At 51.2% G+C, this 26,832-nt stretch carries 22 protein-coding genes; 12 read left to right on the plus strand and 10 right to left on the minus strand.

Annotated elements, in window-relative coordinates; genetic code table 11:
• Nucleotides 1–209 precede the first annotated feature (209 nt).
• Together JMI88_RS38270 and JMI88_RS38275 are read left to right on the plus strand one after the other, a co-directional pair.
• Nucleotides 210–719, plus strand: a complete 510-nt coding sequence (locus JMI88_RS38270; protein WP_201367357.1) for a cation:proton antiporter domain-containing protein — start codon at nt 210–212, stop codon at nt 717–719.
• Between the two features lie 84 nt (nt 720–803).
• Nucleotides 804–1,295 (plus strand): cation:proton antiporter domain-containing protein, encoded by a 492-nt coding sequence (locus JMI88_RS38275; protein WP_201367358.1) that lies wholly within the window; start codon nt 804–806, stop codon nt 1,293–1,295.
• Nucleotides 1,296–1,348: 53 nt separating this feature from the next.
• Here JMI88_RS38275 and JMI88_RS38280 read toward each other — a convergent pair whose 3' ends face one another.
• The 8 genes from JMI88_RS38280 to JMI88_RS38315 all read right to left on the minus strand — a co-directional run bounded on the left by JMI88_RS38280 (nt 1,349) and on the right by JMI88_RS38315 (nt 9,244).
• A complete protein-coding gene (locus JMI88_RS38280; RefSeq protein WP_201367359.1) occupies nt 1,349–1,507 on the minus strand; it encodes a hypothetical protein in 159 nt (52 codons plus the stop codon).
• 173 nt (nt 1,508–1,680) lie between these two features.
• The gene (locus tag JMI88_RS38285) at nt 1,681–2,325 is read right to left on the minus strand and encodes a beta-L-arabinofuranosidase domain-containing protein (protein ID WP_201367360.1); all 645 of its coding nucleotides are present in this window, start codon (nt 2,323–2,325) and stop codon (nt 1,681–1,683) included.
• A gap of 109 nt (nt 2,326–2,434) precedes the next feature.
• Nucleotides 2,435–2,677 (minus strand): hypothetical protein, encoded by a 243-nt coding sequence (locus JMI88_RS38290; protein ID WP_201367361.1) that lies wholly within the window; start codon nt 2,675–2,677, stop codon nt 2,435–2,437.
• Nucleotides 2,637–3,227, minus strand: coding sequence for a beta-L-arabinofuranosidase domain-containing protein (locus JMI88_RS38295; RefSeq protein WP_236023251.1), 591 nt, complete (start codon nt 3,225–3,227; stop codon nt 2,637–2,639). The genes JMI88_RS38290 and JMI88_RS38295 overlap by 41 nt, the downstream gene beginning before the upstream one ends.
• Before the next feature lie 56 nt (nt 3,228–3,283).
• Nucleotides 3,284–3,586: a hypothetical protein gene (locus JMI88_RS38300; RefSeq protein ID WP_201367362.1), complete on the minus strand. Its 303-nt coding sequence runs from the start codon at nt 3,584–3,586 to the stop codon at nt 3,284–3,286.
• A gap of 463 nt (nt 3,587–4,049) precedes the next feature.
• On the minus strand, nt 4,050–5,186 hold the full coding sequence (locus JMI88_RS38305) for a mandelate racemase/muconate lactonizing enzyme family protein (protein ID WP_201367363.1): 1,137 nt from the start codon (nt 5,184–5,186) through the stop codon (nt 4,050–4,052).
• Complete coding sequence (locus JMI88_RS38310) at nt 5,143–7,158, minus strand: glycoside hydrolase family 36 protein (protein WP_201367364.1); 2,016 nt, start codon at nt 7,156–7,158, stop codon at nt 5,143–5,145. The genes JMI88_RS38305 and JMI88_RS38310 overlap by 44 nt, the downstream gene beginning before the upstream one ends.
• Nucleotides 7,159–7,318: 160 nt before the next feature.
• A complete protein-coding gene (locus tag JMI88_RS38315) occupies nt 7,319–9,244 on the minus strand; it encodes an extracellular solute-binding protein (protein ID WP_201367365.1) in 1,926 nt (641 codons plus the stop codon).
• A 379-nt stretch (nt 9,245–9,623) separates the two neighbouring features.
• On the opposite strand from JMI88_RS38315, the gene JMI88_RS38320 reads away from it, so the two are divergent.
• From JMI88_RS38320 to JMI88_RS38355, 9 genes are all read left to right on the plus strand, one after another.
• Nucleotides 9,624–10,334 (plus strand): FadR/GntR family transcriptional regulator, encoded by a 711-nt coding sequence (locus JMI88_RS38320; protein WP_201367366.1) that lies wholly within the window; start codon nt 9,624–9,626, stop codon nt 10,332–10,334.
• Between the two features lie 147 nt (nt 10,335–10,481).
• Complete coding sequence (locus JMI88_RS38325; RefSeq protein ID WP_201367367.1) at nt 10,482–11,357, plus strand: phytanoyl-CoA dioxygenase family protein; 876 nt, start codon at nt 10,482–10,484, stop codon at nt 11,355–11,357.
• Between the two features lie 72 nt (nt 11,358–11,429).
• Nucleotides 11,430–12,143: a carbohydrate ABC transporter permease gene (locus JMI88_RS39945; RefSeq protein ID WP_236023252.1), complete on the plus strand. Its 714-nt coding sequence runs from the start codon at nt 11,430–11,432 to the stop codon at nt 12,141–12,143.
• Nucleotides 12,065–12,391 (plus strand): carbohydrate ABC transporter permease, encoded by a 327-nt coding sequence (locus JMI88_RS41075; protein ID WP_373324003.1) that lies wholly within the window; start codon nt 12,065–12,067, stop codon nt 12,389–12,391. The genes JMI88_RS39945 and JMI88_RS41075 overlap by 79 nt, the downstream gene beginning before the upstream one ends.
• Before the next feature lie 10 nt (nt 12,392–12,401).
• A complete protein-coding gene (locus JMI88_RS38335; RefSeq protein WP_201367368.1) occupies nt 12,402–13,286 on the plus strand; it encodes a carbohydrate ABC transporter permease in 885 nt (294 codons plus the stop codon).
• Nucleotides 13,287–13,391: 105 nt separating this feature from the next.
• A complete protein-coding gene (locus JMI88_RS38340; protein WP_201367369.1) occupies nt 13,392–14,735 on the plus strand; it encodes an ABC transporter substrate-binding protein in 1,344 nt (447 codons plus the stop codon).
• Nucleotides 14,736–14,895: 160 nt separating this feature from the next.
• Nucleotides 14,896–16,911, plus strand: a complete 2,016-nt coding sequence (locus tag JMI88_RS38345; RefSeq protein ID WP_201367364.1) for a glycoside hydrolase family 36 protein — start codon at nt 14,896–14,898, stop codon at nt 16,909–16,911.
• Nucleotides 16,868–18,004: a mandelate racemase/muconate lactonizing enzyme family protein gene (locus JMI88_RS38350; RefSeq protein WP_201367363.1), complete on the plus strand. Its 1,137-nt coding sequence runs from the start codon at nt 16,868–16,870 to the stop codon at nt 18,002–18,004. Before JMI88_RS38345 ends, JMI88_RS38350 begins: the two co-directional genes overlap by 44 nt.
• A 463-nt stretch (nt 18,005–18,467) precedes the next feature.
• The gene (locus JMI88_RS38355) at nt 18,468–20,372 is read left to right on the plus strand and encodes a beta-L-arabinofuranosidase domain-containing protein (protein ID WP_201367370.1); all 1,905 of its coding nucleotides are present in this window, start codon (nt 18,468–18,470) and stop codon (nt 20,370–20,372) included.
• 268 nt (nt 20,373–20,640) lie between these two features.
• On the opposite strand, the gene JMI88_RS38360 is transcribed toward JMI88_RS38355, so the two are convergent.
• Nucleotides 20,641–21,864 carry a cation:proton antiporter gene (locus tag JMI88_RS38360; RefSeq protein ID WP_201367371.1) on the minus strand — a complete coding sequence of 408 codons (1,224 nt, stop codon included), beginning with the start codon at nt 21,862–21,864 and terminating at the stop codon, nt 20,641–20,643.
• Between the two features lie 218 nt (nt 21,865–22,082).
• Here JMI88_RS38360 and JMI88_RS38365 point away from each other — a divergent pair, with 218 nt between their 5' ends.
• A complete protein-coding gene (locus JMI88_RS38365; RefSeq protein WP_201367372.1) occupies nt 22,083–23,477 on the plus strand; it encodes a mercuric reductase in 1,395 nt (464 codons plus the stop codon).
• A gap of 25 nt (nt 23,478–23,502) precedes the next feature.
• Here JMI88_RS38365 and JMI88_RS38370 read toward each other — a convergent pair whose 3' ends face one another.
• Entirely contained in the window at nt 23,503–26,610 is a 3,108-nt protein-coding gene (locus tag JMI88_RS38370) for a winged helix-turn-helix domain-containing protein (protein ID WP_201367373.1), read from the minus strand.
• Nucleotides 26,611–26,832: the final 222 nt, after the last annotated feature.

Genomic DNA, 26,832 nt, shown 5'->3' on the forward strand with positions numbered 1-26,832 from the left:
ATATGCTCCAATCAATCACTGGTAGCATATAGTCATTTGGGCGGCACATTTGTTACACATGGAAAGAGTTGTTTTGAGGAGCGATTAAACAGTGTAACAAAGAGACAAAGACAGAGACTATTTCTTGATAAGGAGACTATTTAGCGGAGAACTTTTTATCACACAGGTGCGAGGTTACATGCCGATTATCTCATTTACTGGATTACTCATTGTCGCAGCAGTGGCCTTCCTGGCGCCCGCTGCTATTGGGGCTATCTCCCTTACGCCGTCTCCCATCGGTAGTCATAGAGATATTGGGTGGCATCATCATTGGTCCATCCGTTCTGGTTGGGTTAAAGTTGATCTGCCAATTTCAATTCTCGCTCTCCTCGGGCTGGCATTTTCTGCTCTTTCTGGCAGGTTTGGAAGTAGAACTGGAACGCTTAAAAGGCCGCTTGCTCACCTATGTGGCCCTCGCCTTCCTGGTCTCGCTGGGGTTAGCACTACTTGCTGGATATGGATTTTATGCAGCAGGGCAGGTGGTATCGCCACTGCTCATCGCTATTATTCTGGTAGCAACCGCCCTGGGTATTGTGGTGCCGATACTTAAAGATGCAGGTGTGAGCGACACAGATTTTGGTCAACTGGTTATCGCAGGAGCGATGTTCGCCGAATTTGGCTCGATTATCCTACTATCGTTATTCTTCTCACGTGAAGCAACCAGTACAGGAGAAAATTAGTGCTGCTGGAGGTTTTGTCCTTGTCGCCATTATGTGCGCCTTTATCGTGTTGCGCGTAGAAGATCACCACGCATAGCGGCAGTATTGGTACGCTTGCAAGATACCACGGCCCAGATTCGTGTACGCGGAGCCTTTCGCATTGTTGGTCGCCTTCGCCGCGCTATCAGAACGACTGGGACTCTCGAAACCATTCTGGGTGCAATTCATCGCCGGTGTCATTCTCAGGCAAATCGACGGGGATCGCATGTTAACGCATCCTCATTTTCGCCAAAAACTCGAAGCCATCGGTTTTTTGGGGTCTTCATTCCTGTCTTCTTCATTACCATTTTCGATGGTATACAATTTGACCTGAAGGCACTTATCGCAAGCCCCGCTACCATTCTGCGTGTACCACTATTCCTGCTCGCTCTGCTACTTATTCGTGGTGTACCCGCATTGCTCTACCGCCAACTTGTAGGCAATCAGCGCTCCATCATCGCAGGACTTCTGCAGGCCACCTCATTGTCATTCATAGTTGCCGCTTCACAAATTGGTCTGGATCTGGGCCTGCTCACAAAAGCCAACGTTGCCGCCTGATTGCAGCCGGATTACTCTCAGTCATTATCTTCCCGATCATTGCCCTCACACTCTTACGTCAGCAGGCCACAACACCAGGCCAGGTAAGTAGTGTCATGACTGTTGAAAGCTCGTGAAAGCGTATAGGTTCGGGCCTTGCGCCCGATTTTGTCCTCGACAAGCGATACCGTCCCCTCGTAGAGGGGATGTTCAAGCCCAAGAGCCATGATCACCGGGGCATCGCCTTAAAAAAAACCTCTACCTGTAAGGGTGCTGAATCCCCCAATCTCTTTTTTATGTTGGTGCAAAATGTGCGCACAGCGCACGTTTTGCACCAACATAAAAATCTCTGTTGATCTCCGCGGAAGCGAAGCGTGAGGAAGAGAGACCACGATGGGCGTGGGCATCAGATACTCTCTAAGCGCCTGACGCGTGGAAACTCAGCAATCCTCAGCCGGGCACAGCCGTAAGGAATAAGTGTGATAGGCTCAGACATGTTATCTGCTGTCACCACGGGATTTAATGGTAGCGGGCCCGCTGAGTTCTGAACCAGTGTCCACTCTGGTAGCTTGTATCCATTGGTATGAATGCGTACCGCCGTTTGTTCTTGACCAAATGGAGGCATACTCAAAGGACCGCGCTCAACGTGATAGATATCCGAGAGTGCCTGATTGGCTGGTACGGTTAAACCGTAATTCCACGGCGTCCTCGGGCGCACCTCCCAGTCGCCAAAGCCCGGCGTATCCGGCAATCGCGTCCATTCCTCACCGATGTGCAGGGCAAAGACCAGTGGACCCAGCGCAATGCCTGTCGCACCCTGAGGGCGAGGGAGCTCGCGCACCTCCATTGGTAGATATAGTTCGATGCTATCTCCACTATGCCATGTACGTTGAATAGAAATAAAGCCCTGCTCTGTAACCTGTCCAGCTATGTCGATATGCTGACCGTTTACTTTGACGCTCGCATTTTTGCACCAGGCCGGTACACGCAGCAGAATGGAAAAACATCGCAGGCTGACTGACCTGTAACGAAAAATGTATCGTTTCCTCAAAAGGATAGCTGGTTTTTTTCCTGCAGCGTCACTTCGATCCCGTGCGCTAGCTGAGTTTGTAGCGTACAAGGAGCATAAGCGATAGCTGCCAGACCATCATCAGCCGTTCTCATCCATAGTGATTGCACAAATCTGGCCAACCCTGATGCATATTGGCCGTACAGCATCCGAAATTGGGAGCCAGCCCAAAGATATTAGAATCATCCTCATTCAGGGTCCAGTTTCGCTTGGCGATCGTACATGCGACCTGATTGGGCTGCTGGTCATACTGGTGGGCACGCATATCAGCCGTGATGGTTGCCGGAAGTGCGTTATAAGCAAGCAACTCTAGATGATCGGCGAAAGCCGCCATCGCCAAACATACATACAAGCTGTTCGAGGCTAAACATAAATTCGACAATGGCGCAAAGCTCAACACCCTGCGTAGGATCTGTACCAGCCAGGTGCTCATCACCAGAGAAAGCCCCCTGTACCTGCCCGTGATAACGCATAAGCGTAGCAATGGCCTGCCTGGCGGCGTGTAGATGATGGCTGTTCCCATCACGCATAGCCTGAAAGGCAAATGCTTTCAATCCCATAGCGATATTCACGACATGGGTAAGGCGATTGTTATCGCCGGTTGGCTGTCGCTCCTTATAGGCGAAATTCTCAAAGTAGTCCGCCCAGGACAATGTTTGCTTCTCAAGCAACGTGACAAGCTCCAACAAGAAAGGCTCGTGTGTCCGCTCATAGAGCCAGTAAACGCAGAGCACATTATCATAGCCACGCCAGATCGCCCAATCCTGCAATGGATGTTGAGCTAAGTTAGCCAGCTGGTAACGAAAATAGCGTGTCATAAAATCAGGGATACGCTGGTCTTGAGTTGCTTCATAGTACTGTATCAGTGCTTTCAGCATCACCATGCGCGGCCACCAATCCTGGTTGCTGCGTGGACCAAACTGCCCATCTTCTCCCTGACTCAGCAGAACATGTTCAACCCATACCCGGCTTTCTTGATCAGTTGTTCGTCTTGCAGCATATAGGCCAGAGGAATAAGCCCATCACAATAATATGGTCCACGCTCCCACTCTTCTCCCGTTCCACCCAACCACGCACTATTGGGACCAACATCGGGCCAGATTTCATCCAAATGTCCTGTCAGCCCTTGCGCTTGCAAGCGCAACTGTTCATATAACCAACCATCGGGTCGAATCGCGCCAGTTGGTAGCATTTGTAGAGAGCTTTTAACTGGTTCTTGAAAAGATACATTGCTGGAATCCAATGATTACATACCATCCTTCTACTAATGTTCAGTGTAGGTAGCTGTATATATTCTTGCCAGAGCAAGAGCATAGTTATGCTTTAATGGTACCTCCACATTAAGAATGTGTCTGAAAGCCATACGTTGCGCGCCTTCGGCCCTGACACTATGCTCCTTCGGAGCTCAAAACCGTTTTAATGAGTGGTGCGGGCGCGCATGCGGCCGCCCGTACGGGGGCGCTTTGCTTCCCATGGGGATAGGCTTCAGATACATTCTAATCTATAAATGTAATAACGTTGAAGAAGCAAAAAAACAACCATGGAAGAAAGAATTGTGATTATCATGTTGGGGCCTCCAAGGCTCCAATTGGCGTGATTAACGTGATTGCCCACCGAAAAAGTTTTGTCGAACACCTTTTTCGGTGGGCAATCACGTTAAAATCGCTGGATAGTTGGTTATATTTGTTCTTTCCGTTCTAATAGTTCTACAGCTCCTTGATGGGGACCTGGGCGTAGCGGCGCAGGACATCCTCATTGATCTGCACACCCAGGCCCGGTGTCTGGGGCACACGCACGGTGCCGTCCGCCTCCAGGTGAAACGGCCTGGTTAGCAGGTCACGAGCAATAGGACTCTCACTCACCGTAAACTCGGCGAGCTGTCCATGTGGCATGCTGGCAACGTAGTGCAGAGAAGCCGCTACCAGAATACCGGTCGAGAACGCGTGTGGGACACAGAGGATATTATGATCATAGGCATATTGAGCCAGCCGCACGGCGGGAGTCAAGCCACCCGCGCGTGCCAGGTCAGGTTGCACCACATCCACATGTCCTTTCTCAATGAGATTGACAAATCCCTGGAACGTCGTCTCTTGCTCACCGGCGGCGATACGCACATCGACGCGATCAGCCAGCCTGGCATAGCCGGTCAGATCATCAGGAGGTAGTGGTTCCTCAATCCAGAACACATCAAACGCTTCAAAACGCCGTGCCATCTTGATCGCCTGGGCAGCATCCCAGACCAGACCGATATCGAGCATGAGATCACGCGACCCGGCCGCCTCACGCGCAGCCCGCACCAGTTCAATGTCTAAGCTCTCCGAAACGCGCCCCAGGGGCCCCCAACCCAGTTTGATCGCGGTGTATCCCTGAGCAACAAGCTGGCTTACCTGCTGATGGACCTCCTCGGGTGTCTCTGGCATGATCATACTGGCATAGACTCGAATACGATCACGATAGGAGCCACCCAAGAATTTTGAGATTGGTTGTCCCGTGGCCTGTCCAACGATATCCCAGAGAGCCATATCTACGCCGGCAATGGCCTGTAAAGCTGCTCCTGAGCGTCCAAAATAGATGGTTCCCTCAACCATTTTATGCCAGAGCATCTGCACATCAAATGGATCATGTCCAACAAGGATCGTTCGCAAGCCACGCGCCAGCATGTGACTGGGGGGAGCATCAATGATAGCCTTCGCCACCGTAGGGGAAGAATCAACCTCACCCAGTCCAATCAGTCCTTCGTCGGTATGAACGCGAATAATCAGGGCATCCTGCGTTCCATCACAGCGGGCGTCATCTACATCAGGCAAGCGCAGAGGAATCGCCTCTATATCGGTAATTTTCACTGGTTTCTTCTCCAAGTATGGGATGATAGGTACAGATGGTTGCCGCATCTGGTAACAGGCTGACTTCCAGTCCATTGGCCAGCTGCTTGCCCGTTACCGTGTGCGCTGTAGTATGATACAAATCAGAGATTACATAGTTCTGTGCCTCATCAATATTGTGTAAGCTTACGTTGAACTGTGCCTGTGGAGCAGCCGAACGCCAGAGGACGAATGCACCGGTCCCCGTATCTGGCTCATGCATCTGCCAGCCCTCCCACGCACGAAGATCAGCAGTATCAGGCGTGAGCCGATAGAAGGTGCCGCCGCGTGGTGCATCCGTCGCATTATGGATAGCCAGGTGATGGCGTAGACTTGTGCTAAAGTCCTCAGTCCAGTTATCTATCGGTTCACTGACTCCGAAGGTACTTCCCATCAGTACCTGCCAGGCAGCGTCTTCATAGGAACGGCGCTGAAAAGGACCATAGATCATATTGAGGCGCTCGGACGGTAGAAAGGCGCCCATACGACCAAGAATGCGTCGGATACAGTCTGGCTGAGTATACTGATCATTGGCGAAATTGACATGGGCACGGCTGAATAATGTCCAGTCTAGCCGATTACCCCCACTGGCACAATTCTCGATGACCAGATCGGGAAAGGTCGTACGTATCCAGTCGAACGTGTCCCACAAGCCAGCGATGTGGCCCAGGTGCGCAAGTCCTCCATCAGCGACTTGCTGCCAGTAGGGAAGGGGGTCCATATTAAAATCCCATTTCAGCCAGCGGAGCTCCAGTCGCCGCACCATGTTGCCGATCACCTCACGGAAATAGGTGCGTACCGCCGGTAATGCAAAATTCACCAGGGCATACTCACGGTCAGGAACACGGAGCAACCAATCAGGGTGTTGTTGTGCCAGTTCAGACGAGAGATGTGCGCGTTCAGGCTCGAACCATAATCCCATCTCCATGCCTCGCGTTCGTGCATGTTCAGCTACAACCTCTAGACCATGTGGGAACTTCTCCTCATCAACACGCCAGTTGCCCACTCCCGCGCTGAAGTTATCACGCAGGCAGGGATACCAGCCCGCATCCAGCATAAAGTAGCGCAACCCGTGATCAGCTACGCGATCAATGGCTTCCAGTAGAAGTGCCTCATTGACATTGGCATCCAGGGCGGTCCAGGTATTAAAATGCGACAGATCAGATGTTGGCAACGCGGGCATACGTGAACGCAGCCAGGAGCGCATGGAATTATAGCCCGCGGCAGCGTCACCTTTATAGAGTCCCAGGGCAATCGAAGGGCCTTGCAGTTTGGTCCCCGCAGGCAACTGCAGGTCACATGGTTCAATCTGTACTGTCAACTGCAGATCAGAAGTGCCCCGAGGTTTCACAAAGTGAGCGCTCCAATGCCCACTCCAGCCGATAGCGCACCACACACCGCTGCTATCATCAGCCGTAGTGATGAGCAGGTATGGCATATACTGGTCACTGGAACGTCCACCGTGAGTCCCAAGCGAAAGATGTCCATCTTGATAATAGGCTGGTGTACGTGGGTAAAGCACATGACGCTGTGGCGTGATCGCATCCGGAGGGAAAAACGTTTGCATGGCTCCCCCACGCCATGTGTGAATGACCGGATCTGGCACCAGTGTGCCGTCCAAGGCGAGTTGCAACGGACAAAAATCGTGCAAACGTGGCCCTGACATATCTTCAGCCTGTGCCATTGTCAGCTGATAAACCAGCACCTGCCGGGCCTGATCTGATTCTACATCCACAGTGAGTGTTAGTCCTGGAGGATGTATGGCGTGGATGCGCTGTGATCCTGTTGTTGCTTCTGTGGTCAGAGGAAGTGCCGCCAGTTCCACCTCATCAATGCCAAGGCGGATTAACGGCAATTGTTTAAGTGCCGATCCTAGTGGTGATGCGGTGGTATCCAGATAAGACTGCAGCGCGAGCGCTTCCGGAGTGTGTGTAGCGCGAGTATCATCAACCATTAACTGTCCTCCTGGTATCTCAATGGGTGAGGTGCGCCTTGATACACCACTTCCACGCCGGGCAGCGAGAACGATTGATGTCTCCTTGCCCGGCTTGACTGAAATTCAGCAACCCGAAGAGGAAAGCAATGCATCAAGAACGACCAGCATGTATAAACCGTTATCCGTGATAATGCGCTAATGCCTTGGTGAGCTGGGCCTGAACCCCCGTTTGGAGATCTTTGAGCGCCTGTTCTGGGGACTTGGCACCACGGCGAGCAAGGTCAAACTGATTGTCGCGCTCTGTGTAGTAGTAGAGATCAACTGGACTTCCCTGGTTATAGAAGATATTCGAGCCACGCAGCAAGTCTGCAAAGATCTTATAGTCACTTCGATATGGCTCTTTCAGAACAGTTGGCTGTACCGTAATATCAGCCTTACGCGCAGAGAGATCACCTTCACGGGTCACCCAGTCGCGTACGCCTGTCGTCGCATTCCATTCGATAAATTTCCATGCCTGGTCAGGATGCTTCGAGCCTGTAGGAATTGCCAGCATGTTGCCATCAACGGAACCGTTGATATAGGGGTGAGATGCATCGGGTCGGGGCACTCCAAAGGACGCCACACCGAAGTTGACATTCGGCTCAAACTGTTGCAGGGAGGAGAGATAGTACGATTCCCCGACCCACATAGCTACCTTTTGCCCTAAGAAGTTCGTATTCCCACTAAAAGAACTGTTAAAACGTTGAAGCTGATCATAGCCACCAAACTTTTTGGCCCAATCGACCTCCCACTGCAGGGCAGCTGCATTGCCAGCCTGATCCATGGTTGGTGTGCCGGTCTGATAATTCCACATCTGGCTACCATCGGCCCACATTGGCCACTCAGCGGCCGACGTTGATCCAATCCAGGGAGCAAAGCCTAGCTGCGTAATAGCGCCTTTGCTATCACGTTTGGTTAGTTTCTGAGTGTAGGTTTCCAACTCTGCCCACGTGGTAGGAGGCTTGTTTGGATCGAGACCGGCCGCTTTGAAGAGATCCTTGTTCCAGAACAGGGCAAAGGAGTCGTAGACATAGGGAATACAGTAGATATGGCCGTTAAATTCATGCACCAGGTAGGGATGCGCGCCACCATGACCGCCGCCAACGCGGAATGAGCGCTGGGCATCGGTTTCATCATAGGGCACCCACTGCGTAAAACGCGCAATTTCCCGCGGCAAACGCTCGGCAAAATCTGGAATGTGCACACGAGTAGCTGTAGCATGGCGTCCACGCTGCCCTGCCCGGATCGGTTGCAAGGTGAAGAGCACCGGATCTTCATTATCGAGCTGCTCCCATTCAAAGCTCTGCCGCTCTCCATAAACTGCAAAGCTCTCCATATAGCTGCGCGCTGTCTGAAAAAAGGACATCGTTATCTCCGCCGCTAGCTGTGTATGCTGCAAGCGGAAGAGGGCTGTTTCCAGGGGATAAGCGTTTTCAAACGACCCACGCAGATCGGGCCGTAATTCGCCAGAGCCAAAGCAATGTACCTTGCTGGCATTCGTTCCGGCCAGTGCTAGCAGTGGAGACAGCGCATGCGTGATATAGTGCATCGGTGGATATCCCTGCCAGTAAGACGGATACCCTTCCAGATCTTGTATGTGCGCGCCACGCAAAAACGTAATTGGCCCCAGTGCTCCTTCGTCCTGTAATTGCTTGACGTAGAGAAACTCACGTGTATAGACGGAGGTTTCCATCATCATGTAGTTCTTATTCGCCTGGCGCTGGGCCGCAATAATGCGTTTAACGTCCTCAATAGAGGTCGCCATTGGGACTGCGCTGGCGCAGTGCTTACCGGACGCAAGGACCGCGCATACATGCTCGGCATGAAATGAGACTGGCGTGAGTATATGCACAGCATCGTACTCATCGGTGGCGAAAATATCTTCAATATGCGTATAGCGACGTGTAATACCAAACTTGTCACCAACCGCAGTAACCCTGGTCTCATTCATGTCGCAGATCGCTACATACTCAACATCAGGATGTTGCAGGTAAAGTGGAACGAAATCTTCACCAAATCCCAGACCAACGACCGCGATACGCACCCCATTCGTTTTTGTCATCATGCATTACCCTTCCTAAACAGCGCGTTCTAAGCTGACTCCCACGCCCGTCGTGGTCTCTTCGCCTCACGCTACACTCCTGCGGAGCTCAAAAGAGGTTTTTATGTTGGTGCAAAATATGCGCTGTGCGCATATTTTGCACCAACATAAAAAAAGAGATTGGGGGCGTCCGCGCCCCAGGCCGAATCTTCAAGCAAAACTCTCTAAATAGTACCATACAATCGCAAGCAGTGCCAAAGCAGGAGCAGGGTGCTCAAGGTAGGACCGTATAATCAACAACGGTCAAGAAAAAGAAATCAATAGGATTGACAATGGCAGATATGTTCCGTATACTTTGAAAGTGATGTGATCACTACATCACCTAAAGAAATGAGGATCAATTGTGGTTGAGGTAGCCCGCCAACGTTTGAGTGACCAGGTCGCTCAACATTTGCGTGAAATGATCATTGAAGGTGAGATTAGCGCTGGTCAGGCATTGCCATCTGAGCGTAAGCTAGCCGAACAATTTGATGTCAGTTCCGTGGTAATTCGCGAGGCGCTCAAGACGCTGAGCGTCAATGGATTGGTGGAAATACGGCACGGTGCTGGCTCCTTTGTTACCACGCCCGATCAATGGCGTGTCGCCGAACCTATTGCCACTCTTATTCGCAGTGGACATGCGAAGCTGTTGCATGTAGTGGAGACGCGAGCTGTTCTTGAGATTGAGATCAGTGGCCTGGCAGCCATGCGTCATACAGAGACTGATCTGCAAACACTCGATGCAACGCTGGAGCGCATGGTGGCCACCCAGCATGATCCCGTTGCCCATAGTGCTGCTGACATGGGATTCCATCGCGCTCTGGCGGCCAGTGCAGATAATCCGGTCATGGCGCTTGTCTTGCAACCGCTCCTGGGCCCTATCCAGACCATCATGCTACGAGGAACACGCATCGCTTCAGCGATGTCGCGGGCCGTGGAAGAGCATCGCCGCATTCGCGATGCAGTAGCGGCACATGATCCCGAAGCTGCACGCGCTGCAATGAGCCTGCATATGCAGACCAGTCGTGATGAAGTCACCGCACTGCAACAGGCGCTTTCCAAAGATAAGCACTAAGCAACATTGTAAATAGAAACATGTAAGATCGTCACGCTGTTAGTAACATGTCCCTTGGGATTAAGCACTTGTATTTGTACAGGCAGTCAATGTGCGATTGTCTGGAAATCAGGCGAAATATGCTACCGAAGAAGGGAGATTATGAAGATGGACTCACGGAGGAGTCAGGATACGAGCTCACCAGGCAGGAAGGCAGAAAGGGTCGCGGGCGAAAACATTCGCCTCACTCCTGCGCAGCGACTCCATTTTGATGTGTATGGATATGTGTTACTTGAAAACGTGTTGACAACCGATGAGGTCACCCGCATGAAGCAGGCGCTCTATCGCCTCAAGGCAGAGCCTGATCTTGATGCCCATCGTGTCTACGTGAATAAGCAGGCCGAGCATATGTTTCATGTCGGTCACGTGGTTGAATATGATCCAGCACTCCTCGACTATGCCAGTCACCCCCGCTTGATTCCACTGGTAAAAGAAATTGTGGGGGGAGCTATACGGCTGGAAGAAACGGAAGCGATCATCAATCGACGCGATCCACTCCTTGATCCTTCTACTTATGAACATCGGCGCACCCTGCCTACCGGATTCCATACCGGGACGCGCTATGGCTGGGGCACCTATATGGCTAATCACCACTTCCATTGTCTCTTCGTTAAGACGCTTGCATATCTGACGGACGTCGGGCCAGATGACGGGGGAACCGCGGTCATTCCAGGTAGCCATCGCCTGGGATGGAATGAGCGCGACATCATTGATGCGGCCCTTACGGACGAGAGATTAATTCATCAGGTCGAGGCAAAAGCGGGCTCGGTCCTTTTATTTGCAGAGTCGTTGGTTCATAGCACCACTGCAGTTCGCAGTGATCGGGAACGCGTGGTGTTGATCAGTGGCTATACTCCGCCCATGATGCGCGAATGGCCTGGCAATGAGATCAGTCCGGCCTTTGTTGCAACCTTACCTGAGGAAATTCGTCCTTTGATTTCTGGTAGTGAAAGCTGGCATTGGCGCCATGAGGCCAATGCATAAGCATCTGAAGAATCTCTCTGCCTAAAGAACGCATTCATTGTTGTATGCCATGCACAAAGGAGGGATGTCCTTATGCATTTTATCGCTAAACATACACCTGAACAGCGACACGTCATTCCCAGGAAGGTTCGACGAAAAACCAGTCGATTGCGCCGTCGTGAGGAACTCCTTGGCTATCTCTTTGCCTCACCAATTATCGTGGGAATCCTTGCACTTGCTACATATCCGTTCCTGGCAAGCGTCTATTACAGCTTTACCGACTACAATATCATCCAGCAACCGTATTGGACCGGCTTGCAGAATTACCAGGATCTATTTCGCGATCCCCTGTTCTGGCAGAGTTTGAAGAATACCTTTATCTATAGTATCGTCGTCATTCCGCTCAATTTACTCTGCGCCCTGGGCCTCGCCATTTTACTCAAGCAAAAGTTGCGTACCATCGGTTTTTTTCGTGCGCTGGCCTATTTACCTTCTGTCATCCCTAGTGTTGCTGCAACTATTTTATGGCTCTGGATACTCAATCCACAGTATGGTGTTATGAACAACCTGTTGAACAGTCTTGGAATTGCAGGACCCGATTGGATCAATAACCCCAACTGGACCAAGCCCTCCTTGATATTAATGAGTCTCTGGGGCATCGGTCCTCGGCCATTATTTTCCTGGCTGGCTTACAAGATATCCCCGAAGCTCTCTATGAAGCTGCTCGCATCGATGGGGCAGGGCACTTTGCTTGCTTACGCTACATCACCATTCGCCTGGTCACCCCTACGCTGTTCTTTAACCTGATATTGGGTATCATCGGTACGCTCCAGACCTTCAATGAGCCATATATCTTTGGCAACAATGGCGGAGGACCGGAAAATAGCATCTTGATGTATGTGGTGTACCTCTACCAAACGGCGTTCCGGGATTTCCAGATGGGCTATGCGTCAGCTATGAGTATCATCTTATTCATTATCATCCTGGCGCTCACGCTCCTGGTCTTAGCTAGTTCACGGCGCTGGGTCTACTACGAAGGTGGGCAGCCTAGATGAGGAGGGATCGATGAATATGCGAGCACTGTCAATTTTACGCAGCGACCAAAAACGTCCCGCCTTTGGGGCGGATCAAGTGCTACGGACCATAACGTTCATTGTGCTGGTTATCCTGAGCTGTATCTTGCTCTTCCCGCTGGCCTGGATGTTGAGTACCTCGCTTAAACTTCCCAGTGATGTCTTTACCATTCCCATTCAGTGGTTCCCGCATCCTATTGCCTGGGACAACTATGCGCATGCCGTGCAGGATTTTCCGTTCTGGGCTTTTCTGGGAAATACGTTGTTCTATTGTATCAGTGATACGATACTTGTGGTGGCGAGCTCAGCCATATCAGCCTATGCATTCGCCCGTTTGCGCTGGCGCGGTCGCGAGGTGGTCTTTGTAATCATGCTGGCGACGATGATGATCCCGTTTCCAGCCACTATGATCCCTACCTATCTGATCTTCAAGTGGTTAGGCTGGCTGAACTCATTTAAGCCATTGATCCTTCCCGATCTGACGGCAAGCCCTTTCTATGTCTTTCTTTTACGGCAGTTCTTTATGACCATTCCAAATGAGCTCAGCGAGGCGGCCTTTGTCGATGGCGCCAGTCATCTGCGTGTCTTCTGGCAGATCATGTTACCTCTGGCAAAACCAGCTCTGCTGGTGGTGGCAATTTTTACGTTCACATCTGACTGGAACAACTTCCTGGGGCCATTGATCTACTTGAATGATCAATCGAAATATACGCTGGCACTAGGCCTGCAATGGTTCCAGGGATCACAATGGCATGGCGCCCATTACGAACTGATGATGGCTGCCGCTCTGCTGATGACGCTCCCGATGGTTGTCCTTTTCTTCGTTGCCCAGAAGTATTTTGTCCAGGGCATTACCATGACTGGATCCAAAGGATAATGGGTGCATAGATCAGCGAGTCATCGCGTTCACAGTGCCCTTTTACTGATCAGATATCACAGATACCATTGATCGCTATTTGTTGCTGCATAGAAGGAGCTACATATGATGTATTCTCGTCCTCGTCATTTCACCATAGGTGAACTTGCAACCCTCTTTATTGTCCTACTTACATTGGCCAGTACGCTCGCAGGCTGTGGGTCATCAGGGTCTTCCACCACTACGAACCCGACACTCACCTACTGGCACCTCTGGACAGACAAATTCTACGGAGGTATTCAGGATGATCTGGTCCATACCTTTAATAAGACGCAACCAGGCTTCACAGTGAACCCGCAGCGTCAGGGCGACACGAGCAAGTTCCTGTCTACCGTCTCGGCTGGCAATCCGCCTGATGTGTATATGGTGCCTACGGGCCCTATTCAGTTGGCGGTCCAGGGGGCACTGATGCCGTTGGACAATTATGTTAAGGACTCTAAAGTCATCAAGCAATCTGACTTCTGGCCGGGAGCCTGGGCCACATGTACGTATCACGGCCATATCTACTGTATTCCCTATGTCTACGACTCCTTTGCCCTGTTCTGGAACAAGGATCTCTTCAAAGCGGCCGGTCTCGATCCAAACAAGCCTCCTACCACGTGGGCAGAGTTGGAAACCTACACTCAGAAACTAACCAAACGTGATAGCAAAGGCGCTATTACGCAGCTAGGCTTTGCTCCCTGGATTGGATCAACGTCGGCCGCTGAGTGGCCAATGTGGGCCGATGGTAGCCAGATGTGGAATTATCAGACCGGCACACCAACCATGGATCAGGCTGGCAATGCAGCTGCCCTGCAGTGGGAGGTCGATTGGGCCAAAAAGTTTGGTGGCTATGATCAGCTTCAACGTTTTAACAGTTCTTTTAGTGGGAATACGAACTTCTTAGGGCAAAAGGTAGCTATGTGGGTCGGGGAATCGTACTATCTCTCCTCCCTGCAACAGTTTGAGCCGAATGTCAACTTCGGTGTGGCGTCCTTTGGAGTGCCCCGACCCGATGCATCTCACCCCTATATCAACGGTTCCGTTGATGGCAACATGCTGGCAATTCCTACAGGCTCGAAGCATCCTGACCAGGCATGGAAATTTATCGAATGGAATGCGACGACAGGCGTACGCGACTGGGTGACCCGTGAAGGTGATCTCTCTGCGCGTAAGGCTGATATTACGGTACAGCCAACTGTTCTGAAAGAGCCATATCGAAGTGACTATAAGATCTTTGCAGACTTGCTGCGTGGCTCGAATATCTTCTATAACCAGGGAAGTCCAGTTGATCTCTACTACTACACAGAGCGCGACAATCAGTTTGACCTTGCTCGCCGTGGTGCCAAGTCCCCAGAACAGGCGCTCAAAGATCTCCAAACGGGGGTTCAGGCCCAGCTCACCAAGGCATTAGCGCATTATCACGGATAACGGTTTATACATGCTGGTCGTTCTTGATGCATTGCTTTCCTCTTCGGGTTGCTGAATTTCAGTCAAGCCGGGCAAGGAGACATCAATCGTTCTCGCTGCCCGGCGTGGAAGTGGTGTATCAAGGCGCACCTCACCCATTGAGATACCAGGAGGACAGTTAATGGTTGATGATACTCGCGCTACACACACTCCGGAAGCGCTCGCGCTGCAGTCTTATCTGGATACCACCGCATCACCACTAGGATCGGCACTTAAACAATTGCCGTTAATCCGCCTTGGCATTGATGAGGTGGAACTGGCGGCACTTCCTCTGACCACAGAAGCAACAACAGGATCACAGCGCATCCACGCCATACATCCTCCAGGACTAACACTCACTGTGGATGTAGAATCAGATCAGGCCCGGCAGGTGCTGGTTTATCAGCTGACAATGGCACAGGCTGAAGATATGTCAGGGCCACGTTTGCACGATTTTTGTCCGTTGCAACTCGCCTTGGACGGCACACTGGTGCCAGATCCGGTCATTCACACATGGCGTGGGGGAGCCATGCAAACGTTTTTCCCTCCGGATGCGATCACGCCACAGCGTCATGTGCTTTACCCACGTACACCAGCCTATTATCAAGATGGACATCTTTCGCTTGGGACTCACGGTGGACGTTCCAGTGACCAGTATATGCCATACCTGCTCATCACTACGGCTGATGATAGCAGCGGTGTGTGGTGCGCTATCGGCTGGAGTGGGCATTGGAGCGCTCACTTTGTGAAACCTCGGGGCACTTCTGATCTGCAGTTGACAGTACAGATTGAACCATGTGACCTGCAGTTGCCTGCGGGGACCAAACTGCAAGGCCCTTCGATTGCCCTGGGACTCTATAAAGGTGACGCTGCCGCGGGCTATAATTCCATGCGCTCCTGGCTGCGTTCACGTATGCCCGCGTTGCCAACATCTGATCTGTCGCATTTTAATACCTGGACCGCCCTGGATGCCAATGTCAATGAGGCACTTCTACTGGAAGCCATTGATCGCGTAGCTGATCACGGGTTGCGCTACTTTATGCTGGATGCGGGCTGGTATCCCTGCCTGCGTGATAACTTCAGCGCGGGAGTGGGCAACTGGCGTGTTGATGAGGAGAAGTTCCCACATGGTCTAGAGGTTGTAGCTGAACATGCACGAACGCGAGGCATGGAGATGGGATTATGGTTCGAGCCTGAACGCGCACATCTCTCGTCTGAACTGGCACAACAACACCCTGATTGGTTGCTCCGTGTTCCTGACCGTGAGTATGCCCTGGTGAATTTTGCATTACCGGCGGTACGCACCTATTTCCGTGAGGTGATCGGCAACATGGTGCGGCGACTGGAGCTCCGCTGGCTGAAATGGGATTTTAATATGGACCCCCTTCCCTACTGGCAGCAAGTCGCTGATGGAGGACTTGCGCACCTGGGCCACATCGCTGGCTTGTGGGACACGTTCGACTGGATACGTACGACCTTTCCCGATCTGGTCATCGAGAATTGTGCCAGTGGGGGTAATCGGCTAGACTGGACATTATTCAGCCGTGCCCATGTCAATTTCGCCAATGATCAGTATACTCAGCCAGACTGTATCCGACGCATTCTTGGTCGTATGGGCGCCTTTCTACCGTCCGAGCGCCTCAATATGATCTATGGTCCTTTTCAGCGCCGTTCCTATGAAGACGCTGCCTGGCAGGTACTGATGGGAAGTACCTTCGGAGTCAGTGAACCGATAGATAACTGGACTGAGGACTTTAGCACAAGTCTACGCCATCACCTGGCTATCCATAATGCGACGGATGCACCACGCGGCGGCACCTTCTATCGGCTCACGCCTGATACTGCTGATCTTCGTGCGTGGGAGGGCTGGCAGATGCATGAGCCAGATACGGGGACCGGTGCATTCGTCCTCTGGCGTTCGGCTGCTCCACAGGCACAGTTCAACGTAAGCTTACACAATATTGATGAGGCACAGAACTATGTAATCTCTGATTTGTATCATACTACAGCGCACACGGTAACGGGCAAGCAGCTGGCCAATGGACTGGAAGTCAGCCTGTTACCAGATGCGGCAACCATCTGTACCTATCATCCCATACTTGGAGAAGAAACCAGTGAAAATTACCGATATAGAGGCGATTCCTCTGCGCTTGCCTGATGTAGATGACGCCCGCTGTGATGGAACGCAGGATGCCCTGATTATTCGCGTTCATACCGACGAAGGACTGATTGGACTGGGTGAGGTTGATTCTTCCCCTACGGTGGCGAAGGCTATCATTGATGCTCCCCCCAGTCACATGCTGGCGCGTGGCTTGCGAACGATCCTTGTTGGACATGATCCATTTGATGTGCAGATGCTCTGGCATAAAATGGTTGAGGGAACCATCTATTTTGGACGCTCAGGAGCAGCTTTACAGGCCATTGCCGGCGTAGATATGGCTCTCTGGGATATCGTTGGACAGGCCACGGGACAACCAATCTCAAAATTCTTGGGTGGCTCCTATCGTGATCGTATTCGAGTCTATGCCAGTATGATCATGCCAGAGACACCCGAGGAGGTCCATCAGCAGGTAAGCCAGCTTGTTGCTCAGGGATACACCGCGATCAAACTGGGTTGGGGGCCCCTGGGGCGCGTTTCGGAGAGCTTAGACATTGAACTGGTGCGGGCTGCGCGTGAGGCGGCCGGGTCGCGTGATCTCATGCTCGATATCGGTCTGGTCTGGGATGCTGCCCAGGCGATCAAGATGGCACGGCGTTTTGAAGCGTTTGATGTGTTCTGGATTGAGGAACCACTACCTCCTGATGATCTGACCGGCTATGCCAGGCTGGCTGATCGCGTCGATGTGCGTATCGCCGCCGGTGAGCAAGAGACGACGTTCCAGGGATTTGTCAATCTCATTGAGAAAGGACATGTGGATGTGGTGCAACCTGACCTGGCACGCGCGGGTGGCTTGACTCCCGCCGTGCGGCTGGCTCAATATGCCTATGATCATAATATCCTCTGTGTCCCACACGCGTTCTCGACCGGTATTCTGGTAGCGGCTTCTCTGCACTACGTTGCCAGCATGCCACATGGACAGCTCGCCGAGTTTACGGTGAGTGAGAGTCCTATTGCTCGTGACCTGCTAACCAGGCCGTTTCACCTGGAGGCGGACGGCACCGTGCGTGTGCCCCAGACACCGGGCCTGGGTGTGCAGATCAATGAGGATGTCCTGCGCCGCTACGCCCAGGTCCCCATCAAGGAGCTGTAGAACTATTAGAACGGAAAGAACAAATATAACCAACTATCCAGCGATTTAACGTGATTGCCCACCGAAAAAGGTGTTCGACAAAACTTTTTCGGTGGGCAATCACGTTAATCACGCCAATTGGAGCCTTGGAGGCCCCAACATGATAATCACAATTCTTTCTTCCATGGTTGTTTTTTTGCTTCTTCAACGTTATTACATTTATAGATTAGAATGTATCTGAAGCCTATCCCCATGGGAAGCAAAGCGCCCCCGTACGGGCGGCCGCATGCGCGCCCGCACCACTCATTAAAACGGTTTTGAGCTCCGAAGGAGCATAGTGTCAGGGGCCGAAGGCGCGCAACGTATGGCTTTCAGACACATTCTTAATGTGGAGGTACCATTAAAGCATAACTATGCTCTTGCTCTGGCAAGAATATATACAGCTACCTACACTGAACATTAGTAGAAGGATGGTATGTAATCATTGGATTCCAGCAATGTATCTTTTCAAGAACCAGTTAAAAGCTCTCTACAAATGCTACCAACTGGCGCGATTCGACCCGATGGTTGGTTATATGAACAGTTGCGCTTGCAAGCGCAAGGGCTGACAGGACATTTGGATGAAATCTGGCCCGATGTTGGTCCCAATAGTGCGTGGTTGGGTGGAACGGGAGAAGAGTGGGAGCGTGGACCATATTATTGTGATGGGCTTATTCCTCTGGCCTATATGCTGCAAGACGAACAACTGATCAAGAAAGCCCGGGTATGGGTTGAACATGTTCTGCTGAGTCAGGGAGAAGATGGGCAGTTTGGTCCACGCAGCAACCAGGATTGGTGGCCGCGCATGGTGATGCTGAAAGCACTGATACAGTACTATGAAGCAACTCAAGACCAGCGTATCCCTGATTTTATGACACGCTATTTTCGTTACCAGCTGGCTAACTTAGCTCAACATCCATTGCAGGATTGGGCGATCTGGCGTGGCTATGATAATGTGCTCTGCGTTTACTGGCTCTATGAGCGGACACACGAGCCTTTCTTGTTGGAGCTTGTCACGTTGCTTGAGAAGCAAACATTGTCCTGGGCGGACTACTTTGAGAATTTCGCCTATAAGGAGCGACAGCCAACCGGCGATAACAATCGCCTTACCCATGTCGTGAATATCGCTATGGGATTGAAAGCATTTGCCTTTCAGGCTATGCGTGATGGGAACAGCCATCATCTACACGCCGCCAGGCAGGCCATTGCTACGCTTATGCGTTATCACGGGCAGGTACAGGGGGCTTTCTCTGGTGATGAGCACCTGGCTGGTACAGATCCTACGCAGGGTGTTGAGCTTTGCGCCATTGTCGAATTTATGTTTAGCCTCGAACAGCTTGTATGTATGTTTGGCGATGGCGGCTTCGCCGATCATCTAGAGTTGCTTGCTTATAACGCACTTCCGGCAACCATCACGGCTGATATGCGTGCCCACCAGTATGACCAGCAGCCCAATCAGGTCGCATGTACGATCGCCAAGCGAAACTGGACCCTGAATGAGGATGATTCTAATATCTTTGGGCTGGCTCCCAATTTCGGATGCTGTACGGCCAATATGCATCAGGGTTGGCCCAGATTTGTGCAATCACTATGGATGAGAACGGCTGATGATGGTCTGGCAGCTATCGCTTATGCTCCTTGTACGCTACAAACTCAGCTAGCGCACGGGATCGAAGTGACGCTGCAGGAAAAAACCAGCTATCCTTTTGAGGAAACGATACATTTTTCGTTACAGGTCAGTCAGCCTGCGATGTTTTCCATTCTGCTGCGTGTACCGGCCTGGTGCAAAAATGCGAGCGTCAAAGTAAACGGTCAGCATATCGACATAGCTGGACAGGTTACAGAGCAGGGCTTTATTTCTATTCAACGTACATGGCATAGTGGAGATAGCATCGAACTATATCTACCAATGGAGGTGCGCGAGCTCCCTCGCCCTCAGGGTGCGACAGGCATTGCGCTGGGTCCACTGGTCTTTGCCCTGCACATCGGTGAGGAATGGACGCGATTGCCGGATACGCCGGGCTTTGGCGACTGGGAGGTGCGCCCGAGGACGCCGTGGAATTACGGTTTAACCGTACCAGCCAATCAGGCACTCTCGGATATCTATCACGTTGAGCGCGGTCCTTTGAGTATGCCTCCATTTGGTCAAGAACAAACGGCGGTACGCATTCATACCAATGGATACAAGCTACCAGAGTGGACACTGGTTCAGAACTCAGCGGGCCCGCTACCATTAAATCCCGTGGTGACAGCAGATAACATGTCTGAGCCTATCACACTTATTCCTTACGGCTGTGCCCGGCTGAGGATTGCTGAGTTTCCACGCGTCAGGCGCTTAGAGAGTATCTGATGCCCACGCCCATCGTGGTCTCTCTTCCTCACGCTTCGCTTCCGCGGAGATCAACAGAGATTTTTATGTTGGTGCAAAACGTGCGCTGTGCGCACATTTTGCACCAACATAAAAAAGAGATTGGGGGGATTCAGCACCCTTACAGGTAGAGGTTTTTTAAGGCGATGCCCCGGTGATCATGGCTCTTGGGCTTGAACATCCCCTCTACGAGGGGACGGTATCGCTTGTCGAGGACAAAATCGGGCGCAAGGCCCGAACCTATACGCTTTCACGAGCTTTCAACAGTCATGACACTACTTACCTGGCCTGGTGTTGTGGCCTGCTGACGTAAGAGTGTGAGGGCAATGATCGGGAAGATAATGACTGAGAGTAATCCGGCTGCAATCAGGGCGGCAACGTTGGCTTTTGTGAGCAGGCCCAGATCCAGACCAATTTGTGAAGCGGCAACTATGAATGACAATGAGGTGGCCTGCAGAAGTCCTGCGATGATGGAGCGCTGATTGCCTACAAGTTGGCGGTAGAGCAATGCGGGTACACCACGAATAAGTAGCAGAGCGAGCAGGAATAGTGGTACACGCAGAATGGTAGCGGGGCTTGCGATAAGTGCCTTCAGGTCAAATTGTATACCACTGGTAATGAAGAAGACAGGAATGAAGACCCCAAAACCGATGGCTTCGAGTTTTTGGCGAAAATGAGGATGCGTTAACATGCGATCCCCGTCGATTTGCCTGAGAATGACACCGGCGATGAATGCACCCAGAATGGTTTCGAGTCCCAGTCGTTCTGATAGCGCGGCGAAGGCGACCAACAATGCGAAGGCTCCGCGTACACGAATCTGGGCCGTGGTATCTTGCAAGCGTACCAATACTGCCGCTATGCGTGGTGATCTTTCTACGCGCAACACGATAAAGGCGCACATAATGGCGACAAGGACAAAACCTCCCAGCAGCACTAATTTTGCTCCTGTACTGGTTGCTTCACGTGAGAAGAATAACGATAGTAGGATAATCGAGCCAAATTCGGCGAACATCGCTCCTGCGATAACCAGTTGACCAAAATCTGTGTCGCTCACACCTGCATCTTTAAGTATCGGCACCACAATACCCAGGGCGGTTGCTACCAGAATAATAGCGATGAGCAGTGGCGATACCACCTGCCCTGCTGCATAAAATCCATATCCAGCAAGTAGTGCTAACCCCAGCGAGACCAGGAAGGCGAGGGCCACATAGGTGAGCAAGCGGCCTTTTAAGCGTTCCAGTTCTACTTCCAAACCTGCCAGAAAGAGCAGAAATGCCAGCCCGAGGAGAGCGAGAATTGAAATTGGCAGATCAACTTTAACCCAACCCAGAACGGATGGACCAATGATGATGCCACCCAATATCTCTATGACTACCGATGGGAGACGGCGTAAGGGAGATAGCCCCAATAGCAGCGGCGCCAGGAAGGCCACTGCTGCGACAATGAGTAATCCAGTAAATGAGATAATCGGCATGGTAACCTCGCACCTGTGTGATAAAAAGTTCTCCGCTAAATAGTCTCCTTATCAAGAAATAGTCTCTGTCTTTGTCTCTTTGTTACACTGTTTAATCGCTCCTCAAAACAACTCTTCCATGTGTAACAAATGTGCCGCCCAAATGACTATATGCTACCAGTGATTGATTGGAGCATATGCGGGCATATTTGTTGAACACGAGAGGAGATTGAGAAACAATGAATTCAACCACACATTATGATGCGATCATAATTGGGTCGGGTCAGGCAGGTGGGCCGCTCGCGACGGCTCTGGCGAATGCCGGTTGGCATACTGCTCTTATTGAGCGCATACATGTAGGTGGCACGTGTGTCAATGAGGGTTGTACGCCGACAAAAACGATGGTTGCCAGTGGCCGTGTGACTTATCTGGCCCGCAGAGGTGCTGACTATGGTGTGCATACCGATACTATCTCTGTAGATATGCCTACAGTAAGGCAACGCAAACGTGCTATTGTTGAGAGTTTTCGCACTGCTAATCAGCGCCGTCTTGAACATACAGCAGGAGTAGATCTTTTATTCGGAGAAGCTCGTTTTATCGATGCCCACAACCTGGAAGTTCACGCCCATGATGGTAATGTAAGCCATGTGATGGCTAATACGATCTTCATCAATGCTGGCGCACGGCCAGCCAGGCCAGATATACCAGGTATTGAGAATGTATCTACGCTGAACTCAACATCGATCATGGAATTGGATCAGGTACCCGAGCATCTTTTGATTGTGGGGGGCGGCTATATTGGACTGGAATTCGGCCAGATGTTCCGTCGCTTTGGAAGTCAGGTTACAGTAATCCAGCGTGGCAAGAACTTATTGGCACGTGAGGATGAAGATGTTGCCGATGCGGTGGCAAAGATCATGCGTGAGGATGGCCTGGAAATACTCCTGGAGACCAAACCAGTGCGTGTTGAGCAGTCAGCAACAGGTGCTATTACACTGACAGTGCAGACGCAGAGTGAGGAACGAATCCTGACCGGATCACATTTACTGATGGCCGCGGGCCGTGTTCCTAATACAGACTGGCTCAATCTGGCTGCTGCAGGTATCATGACTGATAAACGTGGCTTTATCCAGGTCAATGATCAGTTGGAGACCAATGTGCCTGGAATTTATGCCCTGGGTGATATCAAAAGTGGCCCGGCCTTCACCCATATCTCTTATGATGATTTCCGTATCATTCGCACGAACCTGCTTAATAGAGGGAAAGCTAGCATACATGAGCGTCTGCTACCTTATACAGTTTTCATTGATCCACAGCTTGGGCGTATCGGCTTAAGTGAGACAGAAGCACGCGCAAAAGGTCGTAATATCAAGGTAGCTCGAATGCCAATGAATTATGTTGCTCGTGCGCTGGAAATGGATGAGTCACGTGGCTTTATGAAAGTCGTGGTGGATGCTGCTACGGATCAGATACTTGGTGCAGCGATTCTAGGTATTGAGGGTGGAGAGATTATGGCTATGCTGGAGGTCGCTATGATAGGTAAGGTGCCTGCCTCCACTTTACGCGATGCCATCTTTGCCCATCCCACGCTCGCTGAATCCCTTAATAGCGTGTTTACAACTTTTGATGCGTAGCAATGAAACACAGAACAATTGTCACTTACAGCCATTCAAGTGCGCGCGCTCTGGCGATCGCCTGTGTGCGACTCTGTGCGCCCAATTTACCGCAGAGGTTTAAGACATGTTTTTTGACAGTGTTGACGCTGAGTACTAATTGTTCAGCAATCTCACGGTTGGATGCACCCACTATGAGCAGGCTAAGCACTTCACGTTCCCGTACAGTAAGTGCTTCCACCATTGGTGTGGCATAGCCAGAGAGTTGTGTTCCAGCTGGCATTATACTCTTTTCCTGCGTAGCTGCCAATAAGGTTGCGATGTAAGCAGGTGCTATTCCATGCCTGTAAGCGTGTCGCAAAAGATCAATGAGAGCTGTTCCTTCTTCAATAAAGATGCTGATATATCCCTCTGGTTCAGCCAGGGTAAGGGCACGTTGCAAAGCTGTTAACGCTTCTGTTAAATGGCCCTGTGCCTGTAATGCCAGCGAACGTAATATGAGTGCTTCAATGATACTTTGCACACGCATTTTGGCTTCAGCGTCCTCAAGGAATCTATGCAGTAAGGCAAGTGCCCTGCTAAGAAATGGGCCTGCTGGTCGTGCGCGTCCCAGGGCGATGTAAACACGCGCCATGGTCAAATATGTACATTCGTGAAGATAGCATAGTTCTTTCTGCTCAATCTCCTGATTGCTCTCCATCCAGCGGACAGCCGCTTCCAGATTCCCTTGTAATATTTCTAGCTGTACCTGTATAGCTGTGGCCTGTGCCAGTAATTGAGGAGCAAAACCATTTTGCCGTGCGATCCGCATGAATGTGTTGAGTGTGGCAAATGCTTGCTGGCTCTCTTTTCGCGCATATTGAAGACGCGCAAGCACTATATAGCCACGTGCGATCATTTCAGCGTCGGCCTGCATCGTTTCACGAACAAGTTCCAGGCCTGATTTGAGATGATGTTCGGCATCGCTCAACTGATACCATTCATATTGAATGGTGCCGAGAATAACGTAGTAATCCGCTCCATTGAGCAGTGTGTGCAATTGCTCACGTTTGGCTACCAGTTGTGCAATACGGTCAATCGTCGTCGCTGCTTGCCGCAGTCGGCCTTGCAAAAGTTGGAGCCGTGCCAGATTGGAAATACTTCTCATGGTTGTTGGTAGGTTACCAAGCGCATAAACTGCTCCAACTGCTTCTTCAACTATGTGTTCTGTCTGTGGAGTCATATCTCCATTGAGCATATAAGCACTGGCCGCCGTCACAATAGTACTTGGGCGAAAAAGACGTATGAGCGGTAGTATATCTTTGTCAGGCATCAGTCTAAGCGCTTCATGGGCACAGGGCACACATTGTGCATAGTCGCCAAAGAGGCGCGCGAGATTGGCCCGAAACGCCACTATCAAACACATAAGGCTGCGCTGTTGTTCGAGCGGCATCTCCTTTTGTAGACATTGTTCGGCATCGCTAACGCGAGCGTAGACTTTTTCAACTTGAAACGTTAACATCAACGTTATTGCATGCATAAGACAAAGCATGGGTTGGGTGCGTACAAAAGCATCTGGCAATCTATTCAGCCAACCCAACAATACTTGAAATTGGCTGGGAAAGTTGGTGAACCAGGCGTACTGCTCAATTAAGTGCGCGGCTTGCTCAACATCGGGTATCTCCAGCGCATGCGTTACTGCTGCATCAAATAAATCGTGCTGTTCATACCAGCGACTGGCACGGCGGTGAAGTTCGGGCATCACTGTCGGCTGACTTTGTCGCAAGCGATTGCGCAGCACATCCATAAACAGATGATGGTAACGATACCATTGTCGTTCATCGTCAAGTGCTACAAGGAAAAGATTCATGCGCTCTAAGTATTCCAGCACTCTCTGGCCATCGCTGCGTTCACATACAGCATCGCATAAGGGACCGCTAAGACGTTCTAAAATACAGGTTCGCAATAGAAAATCTTGTACATCTGCTGCTTGTCTTAGCAGCACTTCTTCAACGAGATAGTCGACAATATAACGATGACTACCTGTGAATGCATCAATAAAGGTGGCAAGATCGTGCCGACCCTGCATGGAAAGTGCGGCCAATTGCAGTCCTGCGATCCACCCTTCAGTATGTACCTGTAAGGCAGCTATCTGCTCAGGTGAGAGCGCCAATCCCATGCTCTCTGTCAGGAAAGTCGTCGTTTCTTCGGAGGTGAAACGAAGATGAGCGGCACGCAATTCGGCTAAAGCACCACGTACACGTAAACGTGCTACAGGGAGTTGTGGATCGCTGCGACTGGCAATAACGAGGTGGATGTTTGCAGGTAGATGTTCAATGAAGTAGGTAAGCGCTGCGTGGATGGGCTGGGCAGTAATGAGATGGTAATCCTCCAACACTAATACAATGTGGTTGGGAAATTGCCGTAGCGCGTTAAGTAGTGATGTGAGGACCGTCTCAATTGGTTGAGGTGGTGAAGCATAAAGCAACGCTAATGCATCTTTAGCGGCTTCAGGGTCTACACTATTGAGGGCACTGATGACATAGGTCCAGAAGCGCAGTGGATCATTATCGCCCATGTCCAGTGAGACCCATGCGAGGGGCCATGCGTAGCCATTATCCTGAGTGTACCATGTGATCAGGAGCGTGGTCTTGCCCCAACCAGCAGGCGCAACCACCAGGGTGAGCGAACCCTGTACCGCGGTATTCATCCATTGTATCAATCGCTTGCGCTGTACCATGTTGGGACGTGCAAGTGGCATAGCAATTTTTGTGGTTAACAGGTGAAGTGATGGTGTGTTCTGCTGAGTGCTTATGCCAGCGTTGGATGCGTGAGCAGTTTGAAACTGTACAGTTGGAGCCTTCTCTGCGGTAAGTTGCCGCGCTGCTACGTGGAGCTTATCAATGGAAAGCTCTTCAGATTTTCCAAGATACGTCTTACACACGTGGCCCCGTTGGGTGCGATAAGCATACCAGTACCAGGAACCATGGCGATGCTCACGCCTGGCTGTCAATGAACCTTCTGAACAGCAATAGGCAAAAGAGCAGTTTTTCTCTTCATTGAGCCATGCATACCATTTATCTGAGCCAATCTGAATTGTTGGCTCGTCTTTTCTTGTGCCCGCGGGCGGTATCACCGCATTATCAATAACGCGTGGGATAATGTGGCGCGCCATCTAGTCTGTTCTCTCTGTTATTTCATGAGACATACGATATCTCTGGCTGCTATGATATCAAGGTCTATCATTAAAACGTACCCGGTGCTGTGAGTGAACCTGATAGCCGCTGATCTGCTCAAAGGCATAGGCAGCACGCAATAGCGTTGCCTCCTCTCCTCGACGGCCAACCAACATCATCCCGATTGGCAGTCCATTTGAGAGACCGCATGGTACTGATGA

This window comes from Dictyobacter formicarum (assembly GCF_016587435.1).

Bases quoted from the DNA above. Each gene is read 5' to 3' on its own strand.
- JMI88_RS38325 (WP_201367367.1), top strand. From the start codon at position 10,482: ATGGACTCACGGAGGAGTCAGGATACGAGCTCACCAGGCAGGAAGGCA.
- JMI88_RS38295 (WP_236023251.1), bottom strand. From the start codon at position 3,227: ATGGTGATGCTGAAAGCACTGATACAGTACTATGAAGCAACTCAAGAC.
- JMI88_RS38315 (WP_201367365.1), bottom strand. From the start codon at position 9,244: ATGATGACAAAAACGAATGGGGTGCGTATCGCGGTCGTTGGTCTGGGA.
- JMI88_RS38310 (WP_201367364.1), bottom strand. From the start codon at position 7,158: ATGGTTGATGATACTCGCGCTACACACACTCCGGAAGCGCTCGCGCTG.
- JMI88_RS38370 (WP_201367373.1), bottom strand. From the start codon at position 26,610: ATGGCGCGCCACATTATCCCACGCGTTATTGATAATGCGGTGATACCG.
- JMI88_RS38360 (WP_201367371.1), bottom strand. From the start codon at position 21,864: ATGCCGATTATCTCATTTACTGGATTACTCATTGTCGCAGCAGTGGCC.
- JMI88_RS38290 (WP_201367361.1), bottom strand. From the start codon at position 2,677: ATGGCGGCTTTCGCCGATCATCTAGAGTTGCTTGCTTATAACGCACTT.
- JMI88_RS38340 (WP_201367369.1), top strand. From the start codon at position 13,392: ATGATGTATTCTCGTCCTCGTCATTTCACCATAGGTGAACTTGCAACC.
- JMI88_RS39945 (WP_236023252.1), top strand. From the start codon at position 11,430: ATGCATTTTATCGCTAAACATACACCTGAACAGCGACACGTCATTCCC.
- JMI88_RS38365 (WP_201367372.1), top strand. From the start codon at position 22,083: ATGAATTCAACCACACATTATGATGCGATCATAATTGGGTCGGGTCAG.
- JMI88_RS38345 (WP_201367364.1), top strand. From the start codon at position 14,896: ATGGTTGATGATACTCGCGCTACACACACTCCGGAAGCGCTCGCGCTG.
- JMI88_RS38335 (WP_201367368.1), top strand. From the start codon at position 12,402: ATGAATATGCGAGCACTGTCAATTTTACGCAGCGACCAAAAACGTCCC.